The sequence below is a fragment of the Actinobacillus seminis genome (assembly GCF_002263215.1).
In the GTDB taxonomy this organism is placed as follows: domain Bacteria; phylum Pseudomonadota; class Gammaproteobacteria; order Enterobacterales; family Pasteurellaceae; genus Actinobacillus_B; species Actinobacillus_B seminis.
In genome coordinates this window covers 65202-85855 of record NZ_NLFK01000004.1, presented here as the reverse complement: position 1 = coordinate 85855, position 20654 = coordinate 65202, and the positions used below count along the sequence as shown (strand labels likewise).

Annotated in this window: 18 protein-coding genes and 2 pseudogenes; 14 read left to right on the top strand and 6 right to left on the bottom strand. The window is 41.6% G+C overall.

Annotated elements, in window-relative coordinates; genetic code table 11:
• Window positions 1–58: 58 nt before the first annotated feature.
• Genes recF through dnaA form a run of 3 tightly spaced genes read right to left on the bottom strand, consistent with a single transcriptional unit; the run spans window position 59 to window position 3656 of the window.
• The gene (gene recF / locus CFY87_RS05130; protein ID WP_094946180.1) at window positions 59–1138 is read right to left on the bottom strand and encodes a DNA replication/repair protein RecF; all 1080 of its coding nucleotides are present in this window, start codon (window positions 1136–1138) and stop codon (window positions 59–61) included.
• Between the two features lie 8 nt (window positions 1139–1146).
• Window positions 1147–2247, bottom strand: coding sequence for a DNA polymerase III subunit beta (gene dnaN / locus CFY87_RS05125; protein WP_094946179.1), 1101 nt, complete (start codon window positions 2245–2247; stop codon window positions 1147–1149).
• 11 nt (window positions 2248–2258) lie between these two features.
• On the bottom strand, window positions 2259–3656 hold the full coding sequence (gene dnaA / locus CFY87_RS05120; RefSeq protein WP_094946178.1) for a chromosomal replication initiator protein DnaA: 1398 nt from the start codon (window positions 3654–3656) through the stop codon (window positions 2259–2261).
• Window positions 3657–4013: 357 nt separating this feature from the next.
• Here dnaA and rpmH point away from each other — a divergent pair, with 357 nt between their 5' ends.
• The 9 genes and pseudogenes from rpmH (at window position 4014) to CFY87_RS05075 (ending at window position 13943) form a co-directional block, all read left to right on the top strand.
• Window positions 4014–4148, top strand: a complete 135-nt coding sequence (rpmH, locus tag CFY87_RS05115; RefSeq protein ID WP_005539760.1) for a 50S ribosomal protein L34 — start codon at window positions 4014–4016, stop codon at window positions 4146–4148.
• Between the two features lie 15 nt (window positions 4149–4163).
• Window positions 4164–4523, top strand: coding sequence for a ribonuclease P protein component (gene rnpA / locus CFY87_RS05110; protein WP_094946177.1), 360 nt, complete (start codon window positions 4164–4166; stop codon window positions 4521–4523).
• On the top strand, window positions 4487–4747 hold the full coding sequence (gene yidD / locus CFY87_RS05105) for a membrane protein insertion efficiency factor YidD (RefSeq protein WP_094946176.1): 261 nt from the start codon (window positions 4487–4489) through the stop codon (window positions 4745–4747). Before rnpA ends, yidD begins: the two co-directional genes overlap by 37 nt.
• The gene (gene yidC / locus CFY87_RS05100; protein ID WP_094946175.1) at window positions 4747–6384 is read left to right on the top strand and encodes a membrane protein insertase YidC; all 1638 of its coding nucleotides are present in this window, start codon (window positions 4747–4749) and stop codon (window positions 6382–6384) included. The genes yidD and yidC overlap by 1 nt, the downstream gene beginning before the upstream one ends.
• 207 nt (window positions 6385–6591) lie before the next feature.
• Window positions 6592–7116, top strand: a complete 525-nt coding sequence (gene hslV / locus CFY87_RS05095) for an ATP-dependent protease subunit HslV (RefSeq protein ID WP_094946174.1) — start codon at window positions 6592–6594, stop codon at window positions 7114–7116.
• Window positions 7117–7172: 56 nt separating this feature from the next.
• Window positions 7173–8504: an HslU--HslV peptidase ATPase subunit gene (gene hslU, locus CFY87_RS05090; protein ID WP_094946173.1), complete on the top strand. Its 1332-nt coding sequence runs from the start codon at window positions 7173–7175 to the stop codon at window positions 8502–8504.
• Between the two features lie 329 nt (window positions 8505–8833).
• On the top strand, window positions 8834–10966 hold the full coding sequence (gene pnp, locus CFY87_RS05085; protein ID WP_094946172.1) for a polyribonucleotide nucleotidyltransferase: 2133 nt from the start codon (window positions 8834–8836) through the stop codon (window positions 10964–10966).
• Window positions 10967–11105: 139 nt separating this feature from the next.
• A pseudogene (gene nlpI, locus CFY87_RS05080) lies at window positions 11106–12000 on the top strand (lipoprotein NlpI).
• Window positions 12001–12132: 132 nt separating this feature from the next.
• Window positions 12133–13943: pseudogene (locus tag CFY87_RS05075) on the top strand (DEAD/DEAH box helicase).
• A 339-nt stretch (window positions 13944–14282) separates the two neighbouring features.
• Here CFY87_RS05075 and CFY87_RS05070 read toward each other — a convergent pair.
• The 3 genes from CFY87_RS05070 to hemE all read right to left on the bottom strand — a co-directional run bounded on the left by CFY87_RS05070 (window position 14283) and on the right by hemE (window position 16383).
• The gene (locus CFY87_RS05070) at window positions 14283–14555 is read right to left on the bottom strand and encodes an HU family DNA-binding protein (RefSeq protein WP_094946171.1); all 273 of its coding nucleotides are present in this window, start codon (window positions 14553–14555) and stop codon (window positions 14283–14285) included.
• Window positions 14556–14709: 154 nt separating this feature from the next.
• Window positions 14710–15303: a YjaG family protein gene (locus CFY87_RS05065; RefSeq protein WP_094946170.1), complete on the bottom strand. Its 594-nt coding sequence runs from the start codon at window positions 15301–15303 to the stop codon at window positions 14710–14712.
• 15 nt (window positions 15304–15318) lie between these two features.
• A complete protein-coding gene (gene hemE / locus CFY87_RS05060; protein ID WP_094946169.1) occupies window positions 15319–16383 on the bottom strand; it encodes a uroporphyrinogen decarboxylase in 1065 nt (354 codons plus the stop codon).
• A 389-nt stretch (window positions 16384–16772) separates the two neighbouring features.
• Here hemE and CFY87_RS05055 point away from each other — a divergent pair, with 389 nt between their 5' ends.
• The 5 genes from CFY87_RS05055 to CFY87_RS11680 all read left to right on the top strand — a co-directional run bounded on the left by CFY87_RS05055 (window position 16773) and on the right by CFY87_RS11680 (window position 20652).
• A complete protein-coding gene (locus CFY87_RS05055) occupies window positions 16773–17612 on the top strand; it encodes a hypothetical protein (RefSeq protein ID WP_094946168.1) in 840 nt (279 codons plus the stop codon).
• The gene (locus tag CFY87_RS05050; protein ID WP_158216613.1) at window positions 17567–17875 is read left to right on the top strand and encodes a hypothetical protein; all 309 of its coding nucleotides are present in this window, start codon (window positions 17567–17569) and stop codon (window positions 17873–17875) included. Before CFY87_RS05055 ends, CFY87_RS05050 begins: the two co-directional genes overlap by 46 nt.
• On the top strand, window positions 17872–18678 hold the full coding sequence (locus CFY87_RS05045; RefSeq protein WP_094946166.1) for a hypothetical protein: 807 nt from the start codon (window positions 17872–17874) through the stop codon (window positions 18676–18678). The genes CFY87_RS05050 and CFY87_RS05045 overlap by 4 nt, the downstream gene beginning before the upstream one ends.
• Window positions 18663–20333 carry a hypothetical protein gene (locus CFY87_RS05040; RefSeq protein WP_094946165.1) on the top strand — a complete coding sequence of 557 codons (1671 nt, stop codon included), beginning with the start codon at window positions 18663–18665 and terminating at the stop codon, window positions 20331–20333. The genes CFY87_RS05045 and CFY87_RS05040 overlap by 16 nt, the downstream gene beginning before the upstream one ends.
• 169 nt (window positions 20334–20502) lie before the next feature.
• Window positions 20503–20652, top strand: a complete 150-nt coding sequence (locus CFY87_RS11680; protein WP_158216612.1) for a hypothetical protein — start codon at window positions 20503–20505, stop codon at window positions 20650–20652.
• Window positions 20653–20654: the final 2 nt, after the last annotated feature.

The following is a 20654-nucleotide window of genomic DNA, read 5'->3' as shown; positions in this document are numbered from 1 at the left end:
AAATGAGGGCGGGATCATACTGGATTACGAAAATAATTCAAGCCTTATCGCCAAAGTTTCAGGTAATTTGTTGAATGTTCCCCTCATTGACCATAAAAGTGCGGTGCTTTTCCGGTTGCATTTGTTGCAATTGTTCAACGGTGATCGCGCTGACAAATACTTGAGAGCCGCTTTGTTGCAAGCGTTGTGCAAGCAACGCCCGTTTATATTGATCCAATTCAGAAGCAAAATCGTCAATTAAAAAAATGCAATGGCGCGCTTTTTGTTGCATTAAATGTTCGCCTTGCGCAAGGCGTAAAGCACACATCAGCAGTTTTAACTGCCCGCGCGAAAGAATATCTTCCACTGGAAGTCCATTGGCTTTAAAGCGAAAATCCGCTTTTTGCGGTCCGGAGACGGTATAACCAATAGCGCGATCCCGTTCAAAATTACGCGCCAGCACTTCCGCATAATCCGTGTCTTTTTCCCAGCCTTGGTGAAAGGAAACGGAAATCTCAAGTTCGGGTAAAAATAATAAACAGGTTTGCTCAATATCAGGACGCAAGGCTTCGGCATAGTCAGCACGCCATTGGCTAACTTGATGTGCCAGCTTCACTAATTCAACATCCCAAATTTTCAATTCTTGGTAAGAAAGCACTTGTTGTAGTGCTGAATTGCGTTGCTTCAACAAACGATTTAAGCTTCCCCAAGCGGCATAAAATGAAGCATGATGATGGAACAATCCCCAGTCCAAATACGCCCGTCGGTAACTCGGTCCGCCATTTAGCAACGTTAACCCTTCCGGTGTAATCAATTGCATTGGCAATAAATGTGCTAAATCGGAAATTTTATTAGCATCCTCGCCATTAATTTTCAGCACCGTATTACCTTGACGCTGCTTTTGCAAGCCTACCGACCATTGATGTTGTTGCTCATGGATTTTACCGTGTAAGGTAAAGTGCGGTTGTCCATAAGAAATAATCCGATTTGCGACCGCACTTTTAAAAGAACGCCCGTGGGCTAAATAAAAAACCGCTTCCAGCAAGCTGGTTTTACCGCTCCCATTATTGCCCACCAAAAAGTTAAAGCCGCGATCAAAGGCGAGATCAACGGCAGTTAAATTACGAAAATGTTCAACAATTAGACGAGAGATTGCCATAAATACTATTATAATCGCATCGGCATAATCACATATTCCGCGCCGGCATCATCCACATCTTCAATCAAGCAACTGGAAGAGGCATCTGTTAAACGCATCCGAACTTGCTGACATTTCAAGGCATTAAGCACATCAAGAATATAGCTGACATTAAAACCGACTTCCATTTCTTCGCCGCTGTAATTAACATCAATTAGCTCCTCTGCCACTTCTTGCTCAGAGTTGGTAGCAGTAATTTTCATTGTATTTTCGCTCAACTGCAAACGCACAGTTCGCACCTTGTCATTTGATAAAATCGCCGCCCGAGCAAAGGCTTGTTTCAGCATTTCCCAATTTCCCACCATAATGCGCTGCGCATTGCGCGGCAATACGCGACGATAATCCGGAAAACGTCCGTCAATTAATTTCGAGGTAAAAATCACACTGCCTAAATCAATTCGCAAATTATTAGTACCGATTTGTAAACGAGCTTGCTGATCGCTATTTTCCAACAAACGCGCCAACTCCAACACACCTTTGCGCGGTAAAATCACGGAATGCGTTTGTAAATCTTGCTCCAATGCAATGGTACAAACCGCCAAACGGTGCCCGTCGGTTGCCACTGTGCGCAACAAATTACCTTCAGTTTCAAATTTCATCCCATTTAAAAAATAGCGTGCATCTTGATTTGCCATAGAAAATTGAGTGGCTTCAATTAAACGACGCAAGGTACTGTGCGACAAGCTAAAATCCACTTGCGATTGCCAATCTGCTAAATTTGGATATTCTTCCGCCGACAAGGTGGTCAAATTAAATTTACTGCGCCCGGAACGCACAATGGCACGATCTTCTTCAAAACTCACCGTAATTTCCGCGTCTTCCGCAAAACTGCGACAAATATCAAGAAATTTTTTCGCAGGAATAGTGAAGGTTCCGTCTTTTTCCGCTTGTGAAAGTTGGGTTTGGGTGGATAACTCGACTTCCAAATCCGTCCCGGTTAAGGTCAAACGGTCGCCGGTAATTTGCAATAACACATTGTTTAACACTGGAATATTCGGACGATTACTCAATACGCCACAAACTTGCTGTAATGGTTTTAATAAATTTTCTCTTGAAACAATAAATTGCATAATTTAGCCCCTTATGCCGATAAAGTACGGATTAAATTTGACCAATCTTCTTGAATATTATTATCTTCTTTGCGCAGCGTTGCAATCGTCCGACAAGCATGAAGCACCGTGGTATGATCACGATCGCCAAACCCTTTCCCAATTTCCGGCAAGCTGCGGTTGGTCAGTTCTTTTGCCAACGCCATCGCCAACTGACGAGGTCGCGCAATGGAACGGGAACGATTTTTCGATTTTAAATCAGACACTTTAATGCGATAATATTCCGCTACCACTTTTTGAATATTGTCCACCGTCACCAATTTATCTTGCAACGCCAACATATCTTTTAGTGTTTCGCGCACAAAATCAATGCTGATCACTTTTTCGCCTTTAAACTCCGCCATAGCAAAAAGTTTGTTTAATGAACCTTCAAGTTCACGCACATTAGAACGCAATTTTTGCCCTACGAAAAATGCCACTTCTTCCGGCAAAATAATCAATTCTTTATCCTCTTTTTCGCGACGTTCTTGGTTTTTTTCTTCCGCTTTTTTCAACAAAATTGCCACTCGCGTTTCCAAATCCGGTGGCTCTATCGCAATAGTCAAGCCCCAGCCAAAGCGGGATTTTAAGCGATCTTCAATTTTTTCAATCTCTTTCGGATAGCGATCTGAGGTAAGAATAATCTGTCGACTACTCTCAAATAAGGAATTAAAAATATGGAAGAATTCCTCTTGTGTCCCATCTTTACCGGCGAAAAACTGGATATCGTCAATTAATAACGCATCCAAAGTGCGGTAGAATTTTTTGAATTTTTCCATCGTATCGGATTTCAAGGACTTGACATATTCCTGCATAAAGCGTTCGGCATGAATGTAAATGACCCTGGCATTGGGATTATTCGTACAAATACCATTACCTACCGCATGCAACAAATGGGTTTTCCCCAACCCCGTGCCACCATATAAAAACAACGGATTGGCACTTTGCTCACCCGGATTGTTCGCCACTTTTTGCGCAATCGCGCGCGCCAACTGGTTGGATTTACCCTCCACAAAATTTTCAAACACTTGTTTAGTATTTAAATTGGAACGATACGTGCTTTTCCCTTCCTCTTCTTCACTCACAACAGGTTGCGATACAACTGTCTCTTGGCGCTGTACCGGTTTTGCTGCCGGCTTGATCCCATCTTGTATACGCACGATTAAATTCGTATTTTGCGCCAACTGCTGAACCAATTTAGTAATTTGCTCCAGATAATGAGCCTCCACCCAGCTGCGAACAAAGATATTCGGTGCATAAAGCACAATTGTATTATCCGAGGAAATATCCGCCTGTAACGGACGCAGCCAAGTATCAAAATCCGTTGCGGATATTTGATCTTGTAGTAATAAAAGGCAATCTTGCCAAAGCGACATGGATGTTGGTTTCATTTGTTATTTTATCGTTTATAAAATCAAAAATTTAGCAGAGCCCACAAGAAGTGCGGTGTGAATTCGGATTATTCTACAATAAAGTTGATCAAAGATCTTTAGAAAAGGATCAAAAAAGCGAAAAAGCTTGCTTGAGATTTTTTGTAAAAACCGTATAATCCCCAGCGCTTTTATACGGTTTAGGCGAAAAAGAAGAGTTATTTCTTCAATTTTGCGTATTCCGATTTGACGAACGCTGAATTTCAGATTACAATTCCGTTCCTTATTTGAATAACCCTTGTTTCAATATTCGTGTTTTTGATCCTCCTTGAATCAAAAACAATGATGTAACAATTTTGATTTAGGTAGATTATAGTTATGAAACGTACATTTCAACCTTCTGTATTAAAACGCAGTCGTACTCACGGTTTCCGTGCGCGTATGGCAACTAAAAACGGCCGCCAAGTTTTAGCTCGTCGTCGCGCTAAAGGTCGTAAAAGTTTATCTGCATAATCAACCCTTATCGGTGTGATTACGCTAAACTTTTCTCGGGAGTTACGTCTGTTAACTCCCTCTCAATTCAAATACGTTTTTCAAGATCCGCTTCGAGCGAGTAGTCCGGAAATTAGCATTCTTGCCCGCCAAAATGACCTTGACCATCCCCGCTTAGGCTTAACTGTGGCAAAAAAACATTTAAAGCGCGCCCACGATCGCAACCGCATTAAACGTGTTTGTCGCGAAAGTTTTCGCTCATTACAACATCAGCTGCCTGCTTACGATTTTATTATCGTGGCAAAAGCCGGTATTGGTAAGTTAAATAACCGCACGTTATTTGCAACCTTGGATAAGTTATGGAAAAGACACCTTCGTTTGGCGCAAAAATCTTAGTTAGGTCGGTTCGGTTTTACCAAGTTGTGATCAGCCCGATCATTGGACCTCGTTGTCGGTTTACGCCAACCTGTTCTTGCTATGCACTGGAAGCATTAAAAATACATGGCGTTGCAAAAGGTAGTTGGCTTACGGTCAAACGTATATTAAAATGTCATCCTTTGAACGCTGGCGGATACGATCCTGTGCCGCCGAATATTAATAACAAAAAAGAGAAAAAATAATGGATTCAAGACGTAGCCTATTAGTGCTAGCACTACTCTTTATTTCTTTTCTTGTTTATCAGCAATGGCAAGTGGATTACAATACGCCTCAGCCAGTTGCCGCTGAACAAGCGCAAACCACAACGCCTGCGAACACTTCCGATGTTCCTGTCGGTTCTTCTTCAACTGCTGCAATCGCTACCAATACACAAATCAAAGGACGCGTCATTACCCTTGAAAATGATGTATTTCGCTTAAAGGTAGATACTTTAGGCGGTGATGTAATCAGTTCTGAGTTGTTAAAATATGATGCGGAATTAAAATCCAATACGCCTTTTGCGTTGTTAAAAAATACACCTGAACAGGTTTATATCGCTCAAAGCGGTTTAATCGGAAAAGACGGTATCGATAGCATTGCCGGTCGCGCTGATTATCAAGTGAACGGTGATAACTTCAAATTGGCAGAAGGGCAAGATGAACTTAGCGTTCCTTTCGTCTTTGAGAAAAACGGGGTGACTTATCGTAAAATCTTCGTGTTAAAACGCGGTAAATACGATGTTGACGTTAACTTTGAAATTCAAAACCAAAGTGCAGATGCTATCGAAGTTGAGCCTTACGGTCAATTAAGACATACTCTCGTGGAAAGTTCCGGCAGCATGGCAATGCCAACTTATACCGGTGGCGCATATTCTTCTTCCGAAACGAACTATAAAAAATACAGTTTTGAAGATATGGAAAATGCTAATTTATCCGTTAACACTAAAGCCGGTTGGGTTGCGATTTTGCAACATTATTTCGTCTCCGCTTGGATTCCGAATCAAGATGCAGATAACCAACTTTATACCTTAACTGATAAACCAAACAATATCGGTTCTATTGGTTATCGCGGACCGGTGACCGTCGTTCCGGCAGGCGCCACACAAATCATCACCAGCAAATTATGGACAGGTCCTAAATTGCAAGATCAAATGGGCGAGGTGGCTAACTACTTAGACTTAACCGTAGATTACGGTTGGGCATGGTTCATTGCTAAGCCGTTATTCATATTATTGACCCTTATTCAATCTTTAGTACAAAACTGGGGCTTGGCGATTATTGGGGTAACCTTAGTGGTGAAAGCGATTTTATATCCGTTAACCAAAGCGCAATACACCTCAATGGCAAAAATGCGCATGTTGCAACCGAAAATGCAAGAAATGCGTGAACGTTTCGGCGATGATCGCCAACGCATGAGCCAAGAAATGATGAAATTGTATAAAGAAGAAAAAGTAAACCCGTTAGGCGGTTGTTTGCCAATTCTACTCCAAATGCCGATTTTTATCGCCTTATATTGGACATTTATGGAAGCGGTTGAATTACGTCATGCGCCATTCTTCGGTTGGATTCAAGACTTATCAGCACAAGATCCATACTATATTCTGCCGATTTTGATGGGGGGGTCAATGTTCTTGTTACAAAAAATGTCGCCAACCCCGGTAACAGATCCAATGCAACAAAAAGTGATGAACTTTATGCCATTGATTTTCATGGTATTCTTCCTTTGGTTCCCTGCCGGCTTGGTGTTATATTGGTTGGTGTCCAACTTGATCACAATTGTTCAACAACAATTAATCTACCGCGGGTTGGAGAAAAAAGGCTTACATTCTCGCAAAAAATAATCCCTGATTTTAGAAGGCATCAAATTGATGCCTTCTTTTCTAGCGAGATATGGCATTTTTTGACCGCACTTTTCTATTTTTTATGTCAGCGCTATACCAACGCAATTGCCTGCGTGAAAAACTCCTTGAAAATCTGCCATCAACTCTTGAAAGCCGCAATTTCATCCCCACTTAGTTTCCATGTATCAATAAAGCATAGGAAAAAAGATGACAACGATCGTAAGTGTTCGCCGCAACGGAAAAGTGGTTGTGGGCGGTGATGGACAAGTATCCCTCGGCAATACTGTAATGAAAGGCAACGCACGCAAAGTCCGTCGCTTATACAATAACAAAGTATTAGCAGGTTTTGCCGGCGGTACTGCCGACGCATTCACCCTATTTGAATTATTTGAACGCAAACTCGAATTACACCAAGGGCATTTGCTTAAAAGTGCGGTCGAATTAGCGAAAGATTGGAGAACGGATCGCGCCTTACGCAAATTAGAGGCTATGCTTATCGTCGCAGATGAAAAAGAAAGCTTAATTATTACGGGTATCGGTGATGTGGTTCAACCGGAAGATGATCAAATTCTTGCAATTGGATCCGGTGGCAATTACGCCCTGTCTGCTGCCCGTGCCTTAGTGCAAAATACCGAGCTTTCCGCCCGTAAAATCGTCGAAAAATCCTTACAAATTGCTGGCGATATCTGTGTTTATACCAATACCAATTTTACGATCGAAGAATTACCCTAAATTTGATGCCGCAACAAATACCATACGTAGTAATTATATTGTAAAAGGAATATATTATGTCTGAAATGACCCCAAGAGAAATTGTTTCCGAACTTGATTTACACATTATCGGTCAAGCGGATGCCAAACGTGCAGTAGCGATCGCCTTGCGTAACCGTTGGCGCAGAATGCAATTACAAGAACCGCTTCGCCACGAAGTAACTCCGAAAAATATTCTCATGATTGGACCGACCGGCGTGGGGAAAACCGAAATTGCCCGTCGTCTGGCAAAACTTGCTAATGCTCCTTTTATTAAAGTAGAGGCCACAAAATTTACCGAAGTCGGCTACGTCGGTAAAGAAGTGGATTCTATTATTCGTGATTTGACTGATAGCGCCATGAAATTAGTGCGCCAACAAGAAATTGAAAAGAACCGTTTTCGTGCTGAAGAAGCGGCAGAAGATCGCATTTTAGATGTATTATTACCGCCAAGTAAAAATCAATGGGGGGAAGTTGAAGGGCATAATCTGAGCAGCAATACGCGCCAAGTTTTCCGTAAAAAATTACGTGAAGGACAATTAGACGAAAAAGAAATCGAAATTGATATTACTGCTGTGCCAATGGGGGTAGAAATTATGACCCCTCCGGGTATGGAAGATATGGCCAATCAATTACAATCCTTATTCCAAGGCTTATCTAACTCACAAACTACTAAGCGCAAAATGAAAATTAAGGATGCACTAAAAACCTTAATCGAAGATGAAGCCGCAAAATTAATTAATCCGGAGGAATTAAAACAAAAAGTCATTGATTCCGTCGAGCAAAATGGGATTGTTTTTATTGATGAAATTGACAAGATTTGTAAAAAAGGCGAATACAGCGGCGCTGATGTATCGCGCGAAGGTGTGCAACGTGATTTACTTCCGCTGGTCGAAGGCTCCACTGTCAATACCAAACACGGAATGGTCAAAACCGATCATATTTTGTTTATTGCTTCCGGCGCCTTCCAAGTTGCTCGTCCGTCGGATCTTATTCCGGAATTGCAAGGTCGTTTACCAATTCGCGTGGAGTTATCTGCTTTAACTGCACATGATTTTGAGCGCATCCTCACCGAGCCGAATGCTTCATTAACGGAACAATACAAAGCATTAATGGCAACCGAAGGCGTAAACATTACCTTTACTCAAGAAGCAATTAAAAAAATTGCCGAAGCGGCTTTCCGTGTTAATGAAAAAACAGAGAATATCGGTGCCAGACGTTTACATACAGTAATGGAGCGTTTGATGGATAAAATTTCATTTAACGCCAGCGATATGAGCGGACAAACGGTTAACATTGATGAAGCCTTTGTCGTTGATGCATTAGGTGATGTGGTTGAAAACGAAGATTTGAGTCGTTTTATCTTATAAACCGCTCTAATTCAGAAATGTTATTCGTTTAAATAAAATGTGTATTTTTAATTCATTGTTTAAATAATTTAAAAAATAATTTTAAATAAAATATAAACATTTAGTAAAAGCGCACTTTTTTTTTTTTTTTTATTACCCATAAACCCAAAAGACCTGTATAATGCCGTGGCTTGTTTTTTTCCTGTTGGCGTGCGGCTATCAAAAATAATTTTATAAATTCCCCAAAGCGGTAAGTTAGGAGATTATTTTCGCTAGTCGCAATTAGGAAAATGCACAAGTTAAGGCGATAATCTCGCCGATAGTTTTATTTGATAAAAAGGAAAAACATTGTGAATCCAATTGTTAAACAGTTTAAATACGGTCAACATACCGTAACATTAGAAACCGGTGCAATTGCACGTCAAGCGACCGCCGCGGTCATGGCGAGCATGGACGATACGACAGTATTTGTCAGCGTTGTTGCCAAAAAAGAGGTGAAAGAAGGGCAAGATTTCTTTCCATTAACTGTTAATTATCAAGAGCGTACTTACGCAGCAGGTCGCATTCCGGGTGGATTTTTTAAACGTGAAGGTCGTCCATCTGAAGGCGAAACCTTAATCGCACGTTTAATCGACCGTCCGATTCGTCCATTATTCCCGGAAGGTTTCTTTAACGAGATTCAAGTGGTTGCCACTGTGGTGTCCGTTAATCCGCAAATCAGCCCGGATTTAGTTGCAATGATCGGAGCTTCCGCTGCACTTTCTCTTTCCGGCGTTCCATTCAACGGTCCAATCGGGGCGGCACGTGTTGGTTTTATCAATAATCAATTTGTCTTGAACCCAACCATTAACGAACAAAAACAAAGTCGTTTGGATTTAGTGGTTGCGGGTACGGATAAAGCGGTATTAATGGTTGAATCCGAAGCGGATATTTTAACTGAAGAACAAATGTTAGCCGCGGTAGTCTTCGGTCATCAGCAACAACAAGTAGTTGTGGAAGCAATCAAAGAATTTGCAGCCGAAGCCGGAAAACCGCGTTGGGATTGGGTTGCGCCACAACCAAATACCGCGTTAATCGACAAAGTAAAAGCCATTGCTGAAGCGCGTTTGGGTGATGCTTATCGTATTACAGAAAAACAAGCTCGCTATGAGCAAATTGATAGCATCAAAGCGGATGTGATTGCACAAATCACCGCAGAAGCACCGGAAGGCGAAGAAATCAGCGAAGGAAAAATTGTTGATATTTTCACCGCACTTGAAAGTCAAATCGTGCGTAGTCGTATTTTAAATGGTGAACCGCGTATTGATGGTCGTACGGTAGATACTGTTCGTGCATTAGATATTTGTACCGGCGTATTACCTCGTACTCATGGCTCAGCCATTTTCACTCGCGGTGAAACGCAAGCCTTAGCAGTCGCGACGTTAGGGACTGAACGTGATGCGCAAATTATTGATGAATTGACCGGCGAAAAAACCGATCATTTCTTATTCCACTATAACTTCCCGCCATATTCTGTCGGTGAAACCGGGATGATCGGCTCTCCGAAACGTCGTGAAATCGGTCACGGTCGTTTGGCAAAACGTGGTGTGAGCGCCGTGATGCCCACACTTACCGAATTCCCTTATGTCGTTCGCGTAGTATCTGAAATTACAGAATCCAATGGATCTTCTTCCATGGCATCCGTATGTGGTGCCTCCCTTGCGTTAATGGATGCGGGTGTACCGATTAAAGCCGCTGTTGCAGGTATTGCTATGGGCTTGGTGAAAGAAGAAGATAAATTCGTGGTACTTTCTGATATTTTAGGTGACGAAGACCACCTTGGCGATATGGACTTCAAAGTCGCCGGTACACGCGAAGGGGTCACTGCGTTACAAATGGATATTAAAATCGAAGGCATTACTGCCGAAATTATGCAAATTGCGTTAAACCAAGCGAAAAGCGCGCGGATGCATATTTTAGGTGTAATGGAGCAAGCGATTTCTGCCCCACGCGAAAGTATTTCTGAATTCGCGCCGCGTATCTATACCATGAAAATTGATCCGAAGAAAATCAAAGATGTGATAGGTAAAGGTGGTGCGGTAATTCGCGCATTAACCGAAGAAACCAGTACTTCTATTGATATTGACGATGACGGTACGGTTAAAATTGCAGCAGTTGACAACAGTGCGGTTAAAGAAGTCATGGCACGTATCGAAGACATTACTGCTGAAGTTGAAGCCGGCGCGACTTACAAGGGTAAAGTATCCCGTTTAGCAGATTTCGGTGCTTTCGTAACGTTAGTCGGCAACAAAGAAGGCTTAGTACATATTTCTCAAATTGCAGAAGAACGCGTTGAGAAAGTAAGTGATTACTTAAGTGTCGGTCAAGAAGTGACAGTAAAAGTTGTTGAAATTGATCGTCAAGGACGTATTCGTTTAACCATGAAAGATCTCGTTGCTAAAACAGTGGAAGCACAACCACCTGTCGCCTCTGACGTGGAATAAGAGGAAATTTAAAGTTTAACTGAATGATGCCGGACACTTAGTTCGGTATCATTCAGTGATAATCTAATATCATAGTACGACAATATCGTCGTAATACTATGAAAAACGAGCAATATCTGTGCTATAAGGCTTATCCGTGATGTTACAACTTCCTCGGTTGTTAAAATTCGTCCAATTCTTGCCAAGCTTTTGGATTGTTCTATTTTTGAGCGGTTGTATTAGTACCGGCTCAAGCTTAGGAACGAGAAATAAGCTCATATTGGCAGAACAAAATCCGAATATTCACTTTGAACAAGAAGTCATGATTGTTCGCATAAGCCATCGTGGGGCAGATGAGTGATAATGAGCGGGCAACACTGCATTTTTAACGCGGTGTTTTATATGACAGCCTCAGTTTATGGGGGTTAGCTCGCTATGATTTTACTCAAGCACTCGCACTCCAACCTAAAATGGCGGCAGTGTATAATTATCTTGGACTTTATCTGCTATTAGATGAAGACTATGATGGTGCATTGGATGCATTCAATGCAGTGTTGGAATTGGATCCCAACTATGAATATACTTACCTCAACCGAGGTTTGGATTTCTATTATGTGGGACGTTATAATCTGGCGGAAGAGGATTTTCTGAACTTTTATCAAGCAGATAAATCTGATCCTTATCGTGTCTTATGGCTATATTTAAATGAGCTGAAATTGAAACCGAATGAAGCGCAACAAAATCTGGCAACACGTGCAACAAAACTTTCCGCAGACTACTGGGGTACAAATATTGTCCAATATTATTTAGGTAAATTAACAGTCGAAGAATTACAAAAGAAAGCACAGCGTTTTGTTGATTCGACATCATCGCAACACGCTGAGATTTTGACTGAAACTTACTTCTATCTGGCAAAACAAAAACTCAATATGGGTCAAGTTGACGAAGCGGAAACGCTATTTAAACTTGCCATAGCAAATCAGGTGTATAACTTTGTTGAGTATCGTTTTGCATTGCTTGAATTGAATCAATTGAAACCAAATCAAGCAGAATAAGACATCTAATCTTTCCGGTTTTTTGTCTCCGGTGTTGTGAAACGAATTAGGGATTATCCTTGTAAGCAACAATTTATAATTATCTGAAAGGAGCTATTGAGCTTTCCTTTTTTTACATTCGAGTATTTTTTAATGACTGAAATTCAAACTACTTTCCATAATTTAGGCTTGCCTGAATTTATTCTTACCGCTGTTTCCGAAATGGGCTTTGTGACCCCATCACCAATTCAACAGGCTTGTATTCCACATTTATTAAACGGGCGCGACGTACTAGGTATGGCGCAAACCGGTAGTGGAAAAACCGCGGCTTTCTCTCTCCCGTTATTAGCGCAAATTGACACCGATAAAAAATATCCACAAATGTTAGTGATGGCGCCAACCCGTGAACTTGCCATTCAAGTGGCTGATGCTTGCGAACAATTTGTAAAACACGCCAAAGGAATGCGTATTGTCACTCTATATGGCGGTCAACGTTACGATATTCAATTGCGTGCATTAAAACAAGGCGCACAAGTCGTAGTCGGTACACCCGGTCGTATTTTAGATCATATCCGCCGCGGTACCTTGGATTTATCCGAATTACAATCTATCGTATTGGATGAAGCAGATGAAATGTTACGCATGGGCTTTATTGAAGATGTTGAAACCGTGATGGCGGAATTGCCGGAAAATCACCAAACAGCCCTATTCTCGGCGACAATGCCAGAACCAATTCGTCGCATTACTAAACGCTTTATGCAGGATCCGCAAGAAGTTAAAATTCAATCTAATCAACAAACTGCACCGGATATTACGCAAAGTTGCTGGTATGTTCATGGTTTTCGTAAAAATGAGGCACTTTTACGTTTCCTTGAAGTAGAAAATTTTGATGCGGCAATTATTTTCACCCGCACTAAAACCGGTACTCTAGATATTACTGAATTATTGGAAAAACACGGTTTCCGTGCTGCAGCATTAAATGGCGACATGACCCAGCAATTACGTGAACAAACCCTTGATCGTTTACGTAATGGAAGTTTGGATATTTTAGTTGCTACCGACGTTGCCGCACGCGGTTTGGACGTAGAACGTATCAGTTTAGTATTTAACTATGATATTCCACTTGATGCGGAAAGCTATGTTCATCGTATCGGTCGTACCGGACGTGCCGGACGCGCAGGGCGTGCGATTCTTTTCGTGGAACCGAAAGAACGTCGCCTGCTTGGCAACATTGAACGCTTAATGAAAAAACCGATTGAAGAAGTCGAAGTACCGAACCATGAAGCGTTGCAAGCCTGTCGTCGCAAAAAATTTGTAGCAAAAATAACCAAACAGCTGGAACATCATGATCTTGACATCTACCGCAGTTTGTTGGAAGACTTGTTTACCGCCGATCAGGATCAAGAAGATATTGCGGCAGCAATGCTAATGCTATTGCAAGGTAAACAAAAACTGATTTTACCACCGGATCCCGTTATCGAAAAACGCCGTCGCGGAGAACGCGGCGATCGCCGTGAGCGTCGTGAAAATTCCCGTTCAGCAGAACGTCGCGGCTACGGAAATCCACAACCTATGGATTTATACCGCGTTGAAGTTGGACGTGCGGATGGTGTGGAAGTACGTCATATTGTCGGTGCTATCGCGAATGAAGGCGACATTAATAGTCGTTATATTGGACACATAAAACTATACGATGACTACTCCACAATCGAGCTTCCGCAAGGGATGCCGAAAGAATTATTACAAGTCTTTGGTAAAACGCGTATTTTAAACAAACAAATGCGTATGACCTTTGTCGGTGAAGTCCATGGCTATGAACGTGGTTATGATCGCGACAGCGATAAACGCAAAGGCAGAAGTAACAGCGAAAACCGTTTTGGCAAACCGGAGCGTAAATTTAAAGAAAAAGGAACCGCACTTTTAGCGAACGTACACCGAGAGAACGTCGCGAACGTAGAAAATAAGCACTCATCTATTTTATCGCGAAGTGATTGAGGATTTTTCCACACATGGTACTCTCCTCATCCAACGCTATCTCACTGCTAATACCTGTTTTGATTTATCCTCGAAACAGGTATTTTTACCTATTCCGGTTTACCTGAACGTATTTGATGCGTAAACCTGATTTCTCTCGGTTCGATCTTGGACGATAAAACTCTATAACGTTTAATTCACAAATCGATACCGGCAGTTATCTTTTAAGATCAAAATATTGCTTAAATTTAACTAACAGAAAATAAAAAACCAAGTTTATCCAACTTGGTTTTCGCTATACGGTTACCCGTTTTGGTATGACAGTCTGATTATTTTACAGAATCTTTTAATGCTTTACCTGCAACGAAGGCCGGCACTTTAGACGCCGCAATTTTAATTTCAGCGCCGGTTTGCGGATTGCGTCCCGTACGTTCTTTACGTGAATTTACCTTGAATGTACCAAAGCCAATTAATTGTACCTGATCGCCCGCTTTCAAACTTTCTGTAATTGCATCTAATGTTGCTTCCAACGCCGCTTTAGCTTGTTTCTTGTTTAACTCCGCAGCACTTGCAATTGCATCAATTAAATCTGTTTTGTTCATAAATTAGTACCTTCTATAATTTCTATTAGATCTGATATTACGTGGGTCGATTGTACCCGATAACCTATAATCACTGTAATTACAGTGATACCAGCATAATCTAAGTTACCAATAAATCAAAGCAATATATGTGAAAATTGCTAGCAAAATCACATTATTGCTCAATTTCTATCCCGATATTTGAGATTTTCTCCTGTCGCAACTCATTTTTCAGCCCTAAAATCAAGGCAGTATCCCGCTCTTCACAATCTTTTAGTGCGCGATAAATCTGCCATTGAATATCCAATTCCTGCTGAATTTCTTCCGTCTCTTTAAGCGCCTGTTCCGAAAGCGCCTCACCCTTTTGCATTTCCAACGCCGTCGCCACAGTTTGCAAAGACAAAAGACTTAATTTCACCGCCTGATCCAGCGTTGAACCGGCAATAATACCATGCACTAATTCCGCCAGCCCCTCGCAAGCATCAATTGCCGGCAACACGCCGAAAAACGTATAATCATTCACATTCGGAATAATAGCTTCCAGTTTTTCCAACTGGTTTTCAAAATTAATCTTCACGCCTTTAACCGTCAGCTGCTCCCACACCAAATTTAAAATATTATGGTAGGTTTTCACCGCTTGCGGATGTTGCTCCGTTACCTGACAAAACATCACAAAATTCGGATACATCCGTTCGCACAAGCATGCCATAAAGGTCAAATGTTGCCAAGATTGTAAATTTCCCAAACGTTTATGAATTGGATTTCGCATAAAAAACCACCGCTCTTATTTATGATAAACTTGAGAATATTGATGAATAGCCTCCACAAAAACGTGCGGACTGATTTCCGGTACATCTTGATGGATCCCATGCCCCAAATTAAACACATGACCGCTGCCCTGTCCAAAATCTGCCAAAATTTGTTTGACTTCCTGCTCAATACGCAATGGTGATGCATATAACACTGACGGATCCATATTACCTTGCAACGCCACTTTATGCCCGACACGCGCTTTCGCCTCGGCTAAATTCACAGTCCAATCCAGCCCAAGCGCATCACAGCCCGTATCCGCCATCGCTTCCAACCACAAGCCGCCTCCTTTGGTAAACAACGTCACCGGCACGCGGCGACCATCATTTTCGCGAATTAAGCCTTCAACAATTTTGTGCATATATTGCAAAGAAAAATCAAGATATTCCCGATGTCCCAACACGCCGCCCCAAGTATCAAATACCATCACCGCCTGCGCGCCTGCTTTAATTTGTGCATTTAAATACAAAATAACCGACGCTGCCAATTTCTCTAACAATTGGTGCAATAGCCTAGGTTCGGCATATAACATTTTCTTGATTTTCGTAAAGGCTTTACTGCTCCCGCCTTCCACCATATAGGTTGCCAAGGTCCAAGGGCTGCCGGAAAAACCAATCAGCGGTACCTCGCCTTTCAGCTCACGATGGATAGTTCGCACCGCATTCATCACATACTGCAATTCCTGCTCCGGATCCGGAATCGGCAAATTATCCACCGCACTTTGGCTATCAATTACGCGTTCAAATCGCGGACCTTCACCGCTGCCAAAACTTAGCCCCAATCCCATCGCATCCGGAATGGTTAAAATATCGGAAAATAAAATTGCCGCATCAAGTGCATAGCGACGCAAGGGTTGCAATGTCACCTCACAAGCCAAATCCGCATTGCGACACAACGACATAAAATCGCCCGCTTGTGCGCGAGTCGCTTTATACTCGGGCAAATAACGCCCCGCTTGGCGCATCATCCACACCGGCGTCATATCCACCGGCCGGCGCAATAAGGCTCGTAAATAGCGATCGTTTTTTAATATGCTCATTATATTTCCTTAGTGATTACTCAATTATGTCCGGATTTAGCGTATTCATCAACACACAACGCTAACATCGCCTCGCCTGAATGAATTTTAACGCAATAGTTCTCGGTGGCGACTTCCGGCAACGGCGCATTATAACGAAACCATTTGGCATCATAAACAGGATTTTTACTCCCTTGTTTATTTTAAATCATTCTCTCTACAGAAAGTCCTTGAAAAAAAAATAAAATAGGGGAAATTTTCGCCTTTTAAAGGCGTAAAAAATAAGGGAAAACTATTTCACATTATTGTCTATGTCTGTCGCCAATACGCTCTGCCAATCTCGGCAAAATAGTCGTCGATAGAATGACTCATAATATAACCAACAACCACTCTCAATAAAGGATAGCAATATGGAATACAATCGCATTGTCAAAGCGATGCTTGTCGCAGGATTCGCATTGAATGTAAATATAGCTTTAGCTGCTGAAGCGCTTAAAATAAAAACAGAAGATTTCACTACTTCACAAAGAAGCAATAGAACAGATTTATACGATAAAACTAAAATCGCTAATGAAGATAAATTTGGTGAGGCAAAAGATGAATCAATTTTCCTTGCTGATGAAGAAAATAAAGCGGGTAGTAATGCAAAAACACAAATACAATACAATTACAACACAGCTGTCGGTTCTCGAGCCGTAGCTGGGGGAACGGGAAATACAGCTATCGGCTTTGCGACTATTGCCGGATCAAATTCACAAAACGACAACTCGCAAGCCACTGCTATCGGTTACCGCTCCTTTGCACAAGGTAAAGAATCCACCGCAGTGGGGAACGACGCCGTCGCATGGGGACACGGAGCTATTTCCATCGGTTCCGATAACATACCATCCGGTAAATATAACCGCCCTTTATCGTTTGATACTTGGCTTTTATTTAGACATGACCGTGAGAATTTTAACTATACCACAGATTATTTAGTAATAAAATATGATAACGATATGGATAAAAATATAGGCGAAAGAAATAAAAAAATACAAGACTATTTTAAAACTCGAAGAAATGCCGACGAATTTAAAGATGAATATCAAGAATATTTAAAAGACTGGGATAAACAACAAAATAAGGTTATCAATGGTTCTGCAAACACGGACGGTAAGGATCCAACCCGTACGCACACTTGGCGCGGGGGCAAGGGGCGATTGCTTTGGGCTCGCGTTCCATTGCTTTTGATGACTTCACCACTGCAGTAGGGACACTCGCCATCGCCCGCGGCAAGCATTCTACCGCTATTGGCTCAGGTACGCTTGCATACGGGGAAAAATCCTTAGCCATTGGTAACGAAGCCTACGTCTACTACGACAACGGTATCGCCATCGGGAATAATGTGCAAGCATTAAGTGATCAATCTATGGTGTACGGTCGCGACGCTTATGCCGCCGGAAAGGGTCGCTTGCCATTGGTTCTTATGCTTCCGCGAATGTGGCACTTAGCGATGACTATTGGAAATTATTGAATATTTATGAAGGTGAATCGGATTACCTCACGCTGAATCAATTCCTAAATCAAAATTTACCTGAAGCATTAGCTAAAGAGAATGTTCAAAGTTGGTTCAAGCCGAAAATGGAACTACAAGAAGGTTCGGGCGAATACAAGATCATACAAGCCAAAAATGCAAACGTTAAAATACTGGCAGACGGTTCATCGTCATATGATATGGAATATCTCGGTAACACACAAATACCAAAACGAATCGACTATTCGAAAGGTTATGTAAACAATGGAGCAATCGCAATTGGGTCTTATGTCACCGCACGAGGGGATAACTCTCTTGCTATAGGACGATTTGCCTTTGCACGTGATGACCGTGCGTTTGCTATCGGACAAGGCGCCTATGGCGGTGGGCGTGAATCTTTTGCTATTGGTTACGGTACAAAAGCCATTGGCCCACTTTCCGTTGCATTAGGCGCATTGTCGCGTGCTGAAGGGATTAACTCTTTCGCCATTGGGGGATACTCTTCCGCTTATGGAAATAATGCGATGGTTATTGGTTATAAAGCCACTTCTGAAGAAGGGCGTTATGTAGTTGATAACGATAACAAATCTCCCGATAGAAAAACGAAGCAAAAATTTGAAGCCATTGAAAACACTCTCGCTATTGGTAACTATTCCAATGTGAATAAGTCAAATTCTATCGCACTTGGATTTAAATCAAAAACGGACTACAACCCCGATGATTTAAAAAACAAGGCTACACACCAAAAGGCTCCTTCTCTATTCCATCGTCTATCGGGGCGGGGGTATTGTCCGTTGGGGTGAAAGGTTCAGAACGCCGCATTTCTAACGTCGCGCCGGGCTACCTCGACACCGACGCGGTCAACGTCTCCCAACTCAAAGCCTTGGAAGATAAAATGACCATGTCTTTCGATGAAAACAACATCAGCATGCCATACATTTCCATTAAAGACGACGGCAAAAACTACGCTAAAGAAGAGCAAGACTTCAAAACTTGGGTCAAACTCAAAGCGATGGAATTACAAATTGAAAACCGTGAGAAAAACAATGGAGAAACATTTGATCCTGAATTTAAAAAAGAATTAACCAAAAAAATTGAAGAAATTCAAAAAAATAATTCGGATTATAATAATACAGACCAATTACTATCAGAAATTAAAGATCGCATAACCAAAAAAGATGAAATAGAGAAAAAAGGGAAAAATGGCGTAGAAGCCACGCCTGAAGAAAAACGCGAGCAATTTGATAAAATCACCAAACAAATTGAAGAGAATAAGAAGATTTTATTAGCTGGAAAAGGAATTTTATCTAAACAAGAAAAAGACGAGTTGAAAAATACCAACTGGCAAGGCAATAAAGCAGAAGGGAAAAATTCCATCGCTATTGGTTACAAAGCGATGACAGACAACAATGCGGAAAATTCCGTCGCTGTAGGGAATATGTCTGAAGCCAAAGAAGCGAAGGTTTTTTCTGTAGGTTCTGACAGCTTGAAACGACGTGTGGTAAATGTGGAGAAAGGGAAAATTGATACAGCCTCCTACGGCGCTATTAACGGTTCACAACTTTATGCCTTGGCAAGCAAAATTGGGCTAACCGTGAATGGAGCAACCGGCGGAACCGGAAATACTCAAAATAATACCGACTTCGGCGATCTCGGCATTACACTGACTTCTGTTAAAAATAATAATAGTGCGAATACCGGTGGAACAGGAACGGCTCCCGGCAATGGCGTAACCAATGAAAGCACCATAAAAAATAAACCAACGACCATTAAAGAAGCTATTGAATCGTTAGATAAAGTAATTGCTAGCGTTATGTCTAAAGAGAGTTACATTGAATTTGAAGGCAATTCAAGCAATGGAACTGCAACAGCACCTCAACCAGCCGGTACTACTGCGCAAAACGCCGGCGATAAAGTGCGTGTTTCCCTTGGCAAGACCTTAAAATTACAAGGCGAGGGAACGGAAACAATTAATAAATTTGCCGGCGATAATATCCGCGTAGTGAAAAAAGCGAATGGAGCTGACGGCAAAGATGCTACGCTTGAAATTAAATTGGCAAAAGATTTGAAAAACCTTGACACTGTTACCATTGGTGGCAATCAAATGACAGGAGGAAATACCACCACACAAGGCAACGGCAAACAAACCGTATTGACTTCTGAAAAAATTGAGATTGGTAAAGCGCTGAATGGCAATGCCGGTAGCGGTAGCACAAACAACAAAGCGCCGATTACTTTGGACACAACTCAAAAAGACAGTCCAAAAATTGAATTCGCCACGACAGATAAAAACGGTAAAAAACAAGGTACAGGGCAAATCTCAGGATTAAAAGACATTTCTGATGAAGAGGCTAAAAAAGACCCGACTCTCGCAACCAATGTAAAATTTGTTCAAGATGAGGTGAAAAAATCTGGTGATGAACTCAAAAAAACAATTGAAAAAACAAAGAAGAACTAACTAAAAATTTAGAGGAGCATAAAAAAGATACAAAAAACAAATTGATGATCTTTCTAAAAAATTTGATGATACCAAAACGGAGTTAGATCAAAAATTCGAAACCAATAAAGAAGAGTTAAACAAACAACTTGAAACGACTAAAAAAGAATTTAATGACAAAATCAAAGTCATGAATGATGCGAAACCGTTTGATTATTACACTGAAGACGGTAAAAAAATCGTGAAAGTGAAAGAAAATAAAGACGGCAAAGACATCTACAAATTCTATGAAGCTAAAGAAGATGGTAGTAAAGGCGACAAAGAAGTTGCTATTGAGTAAGT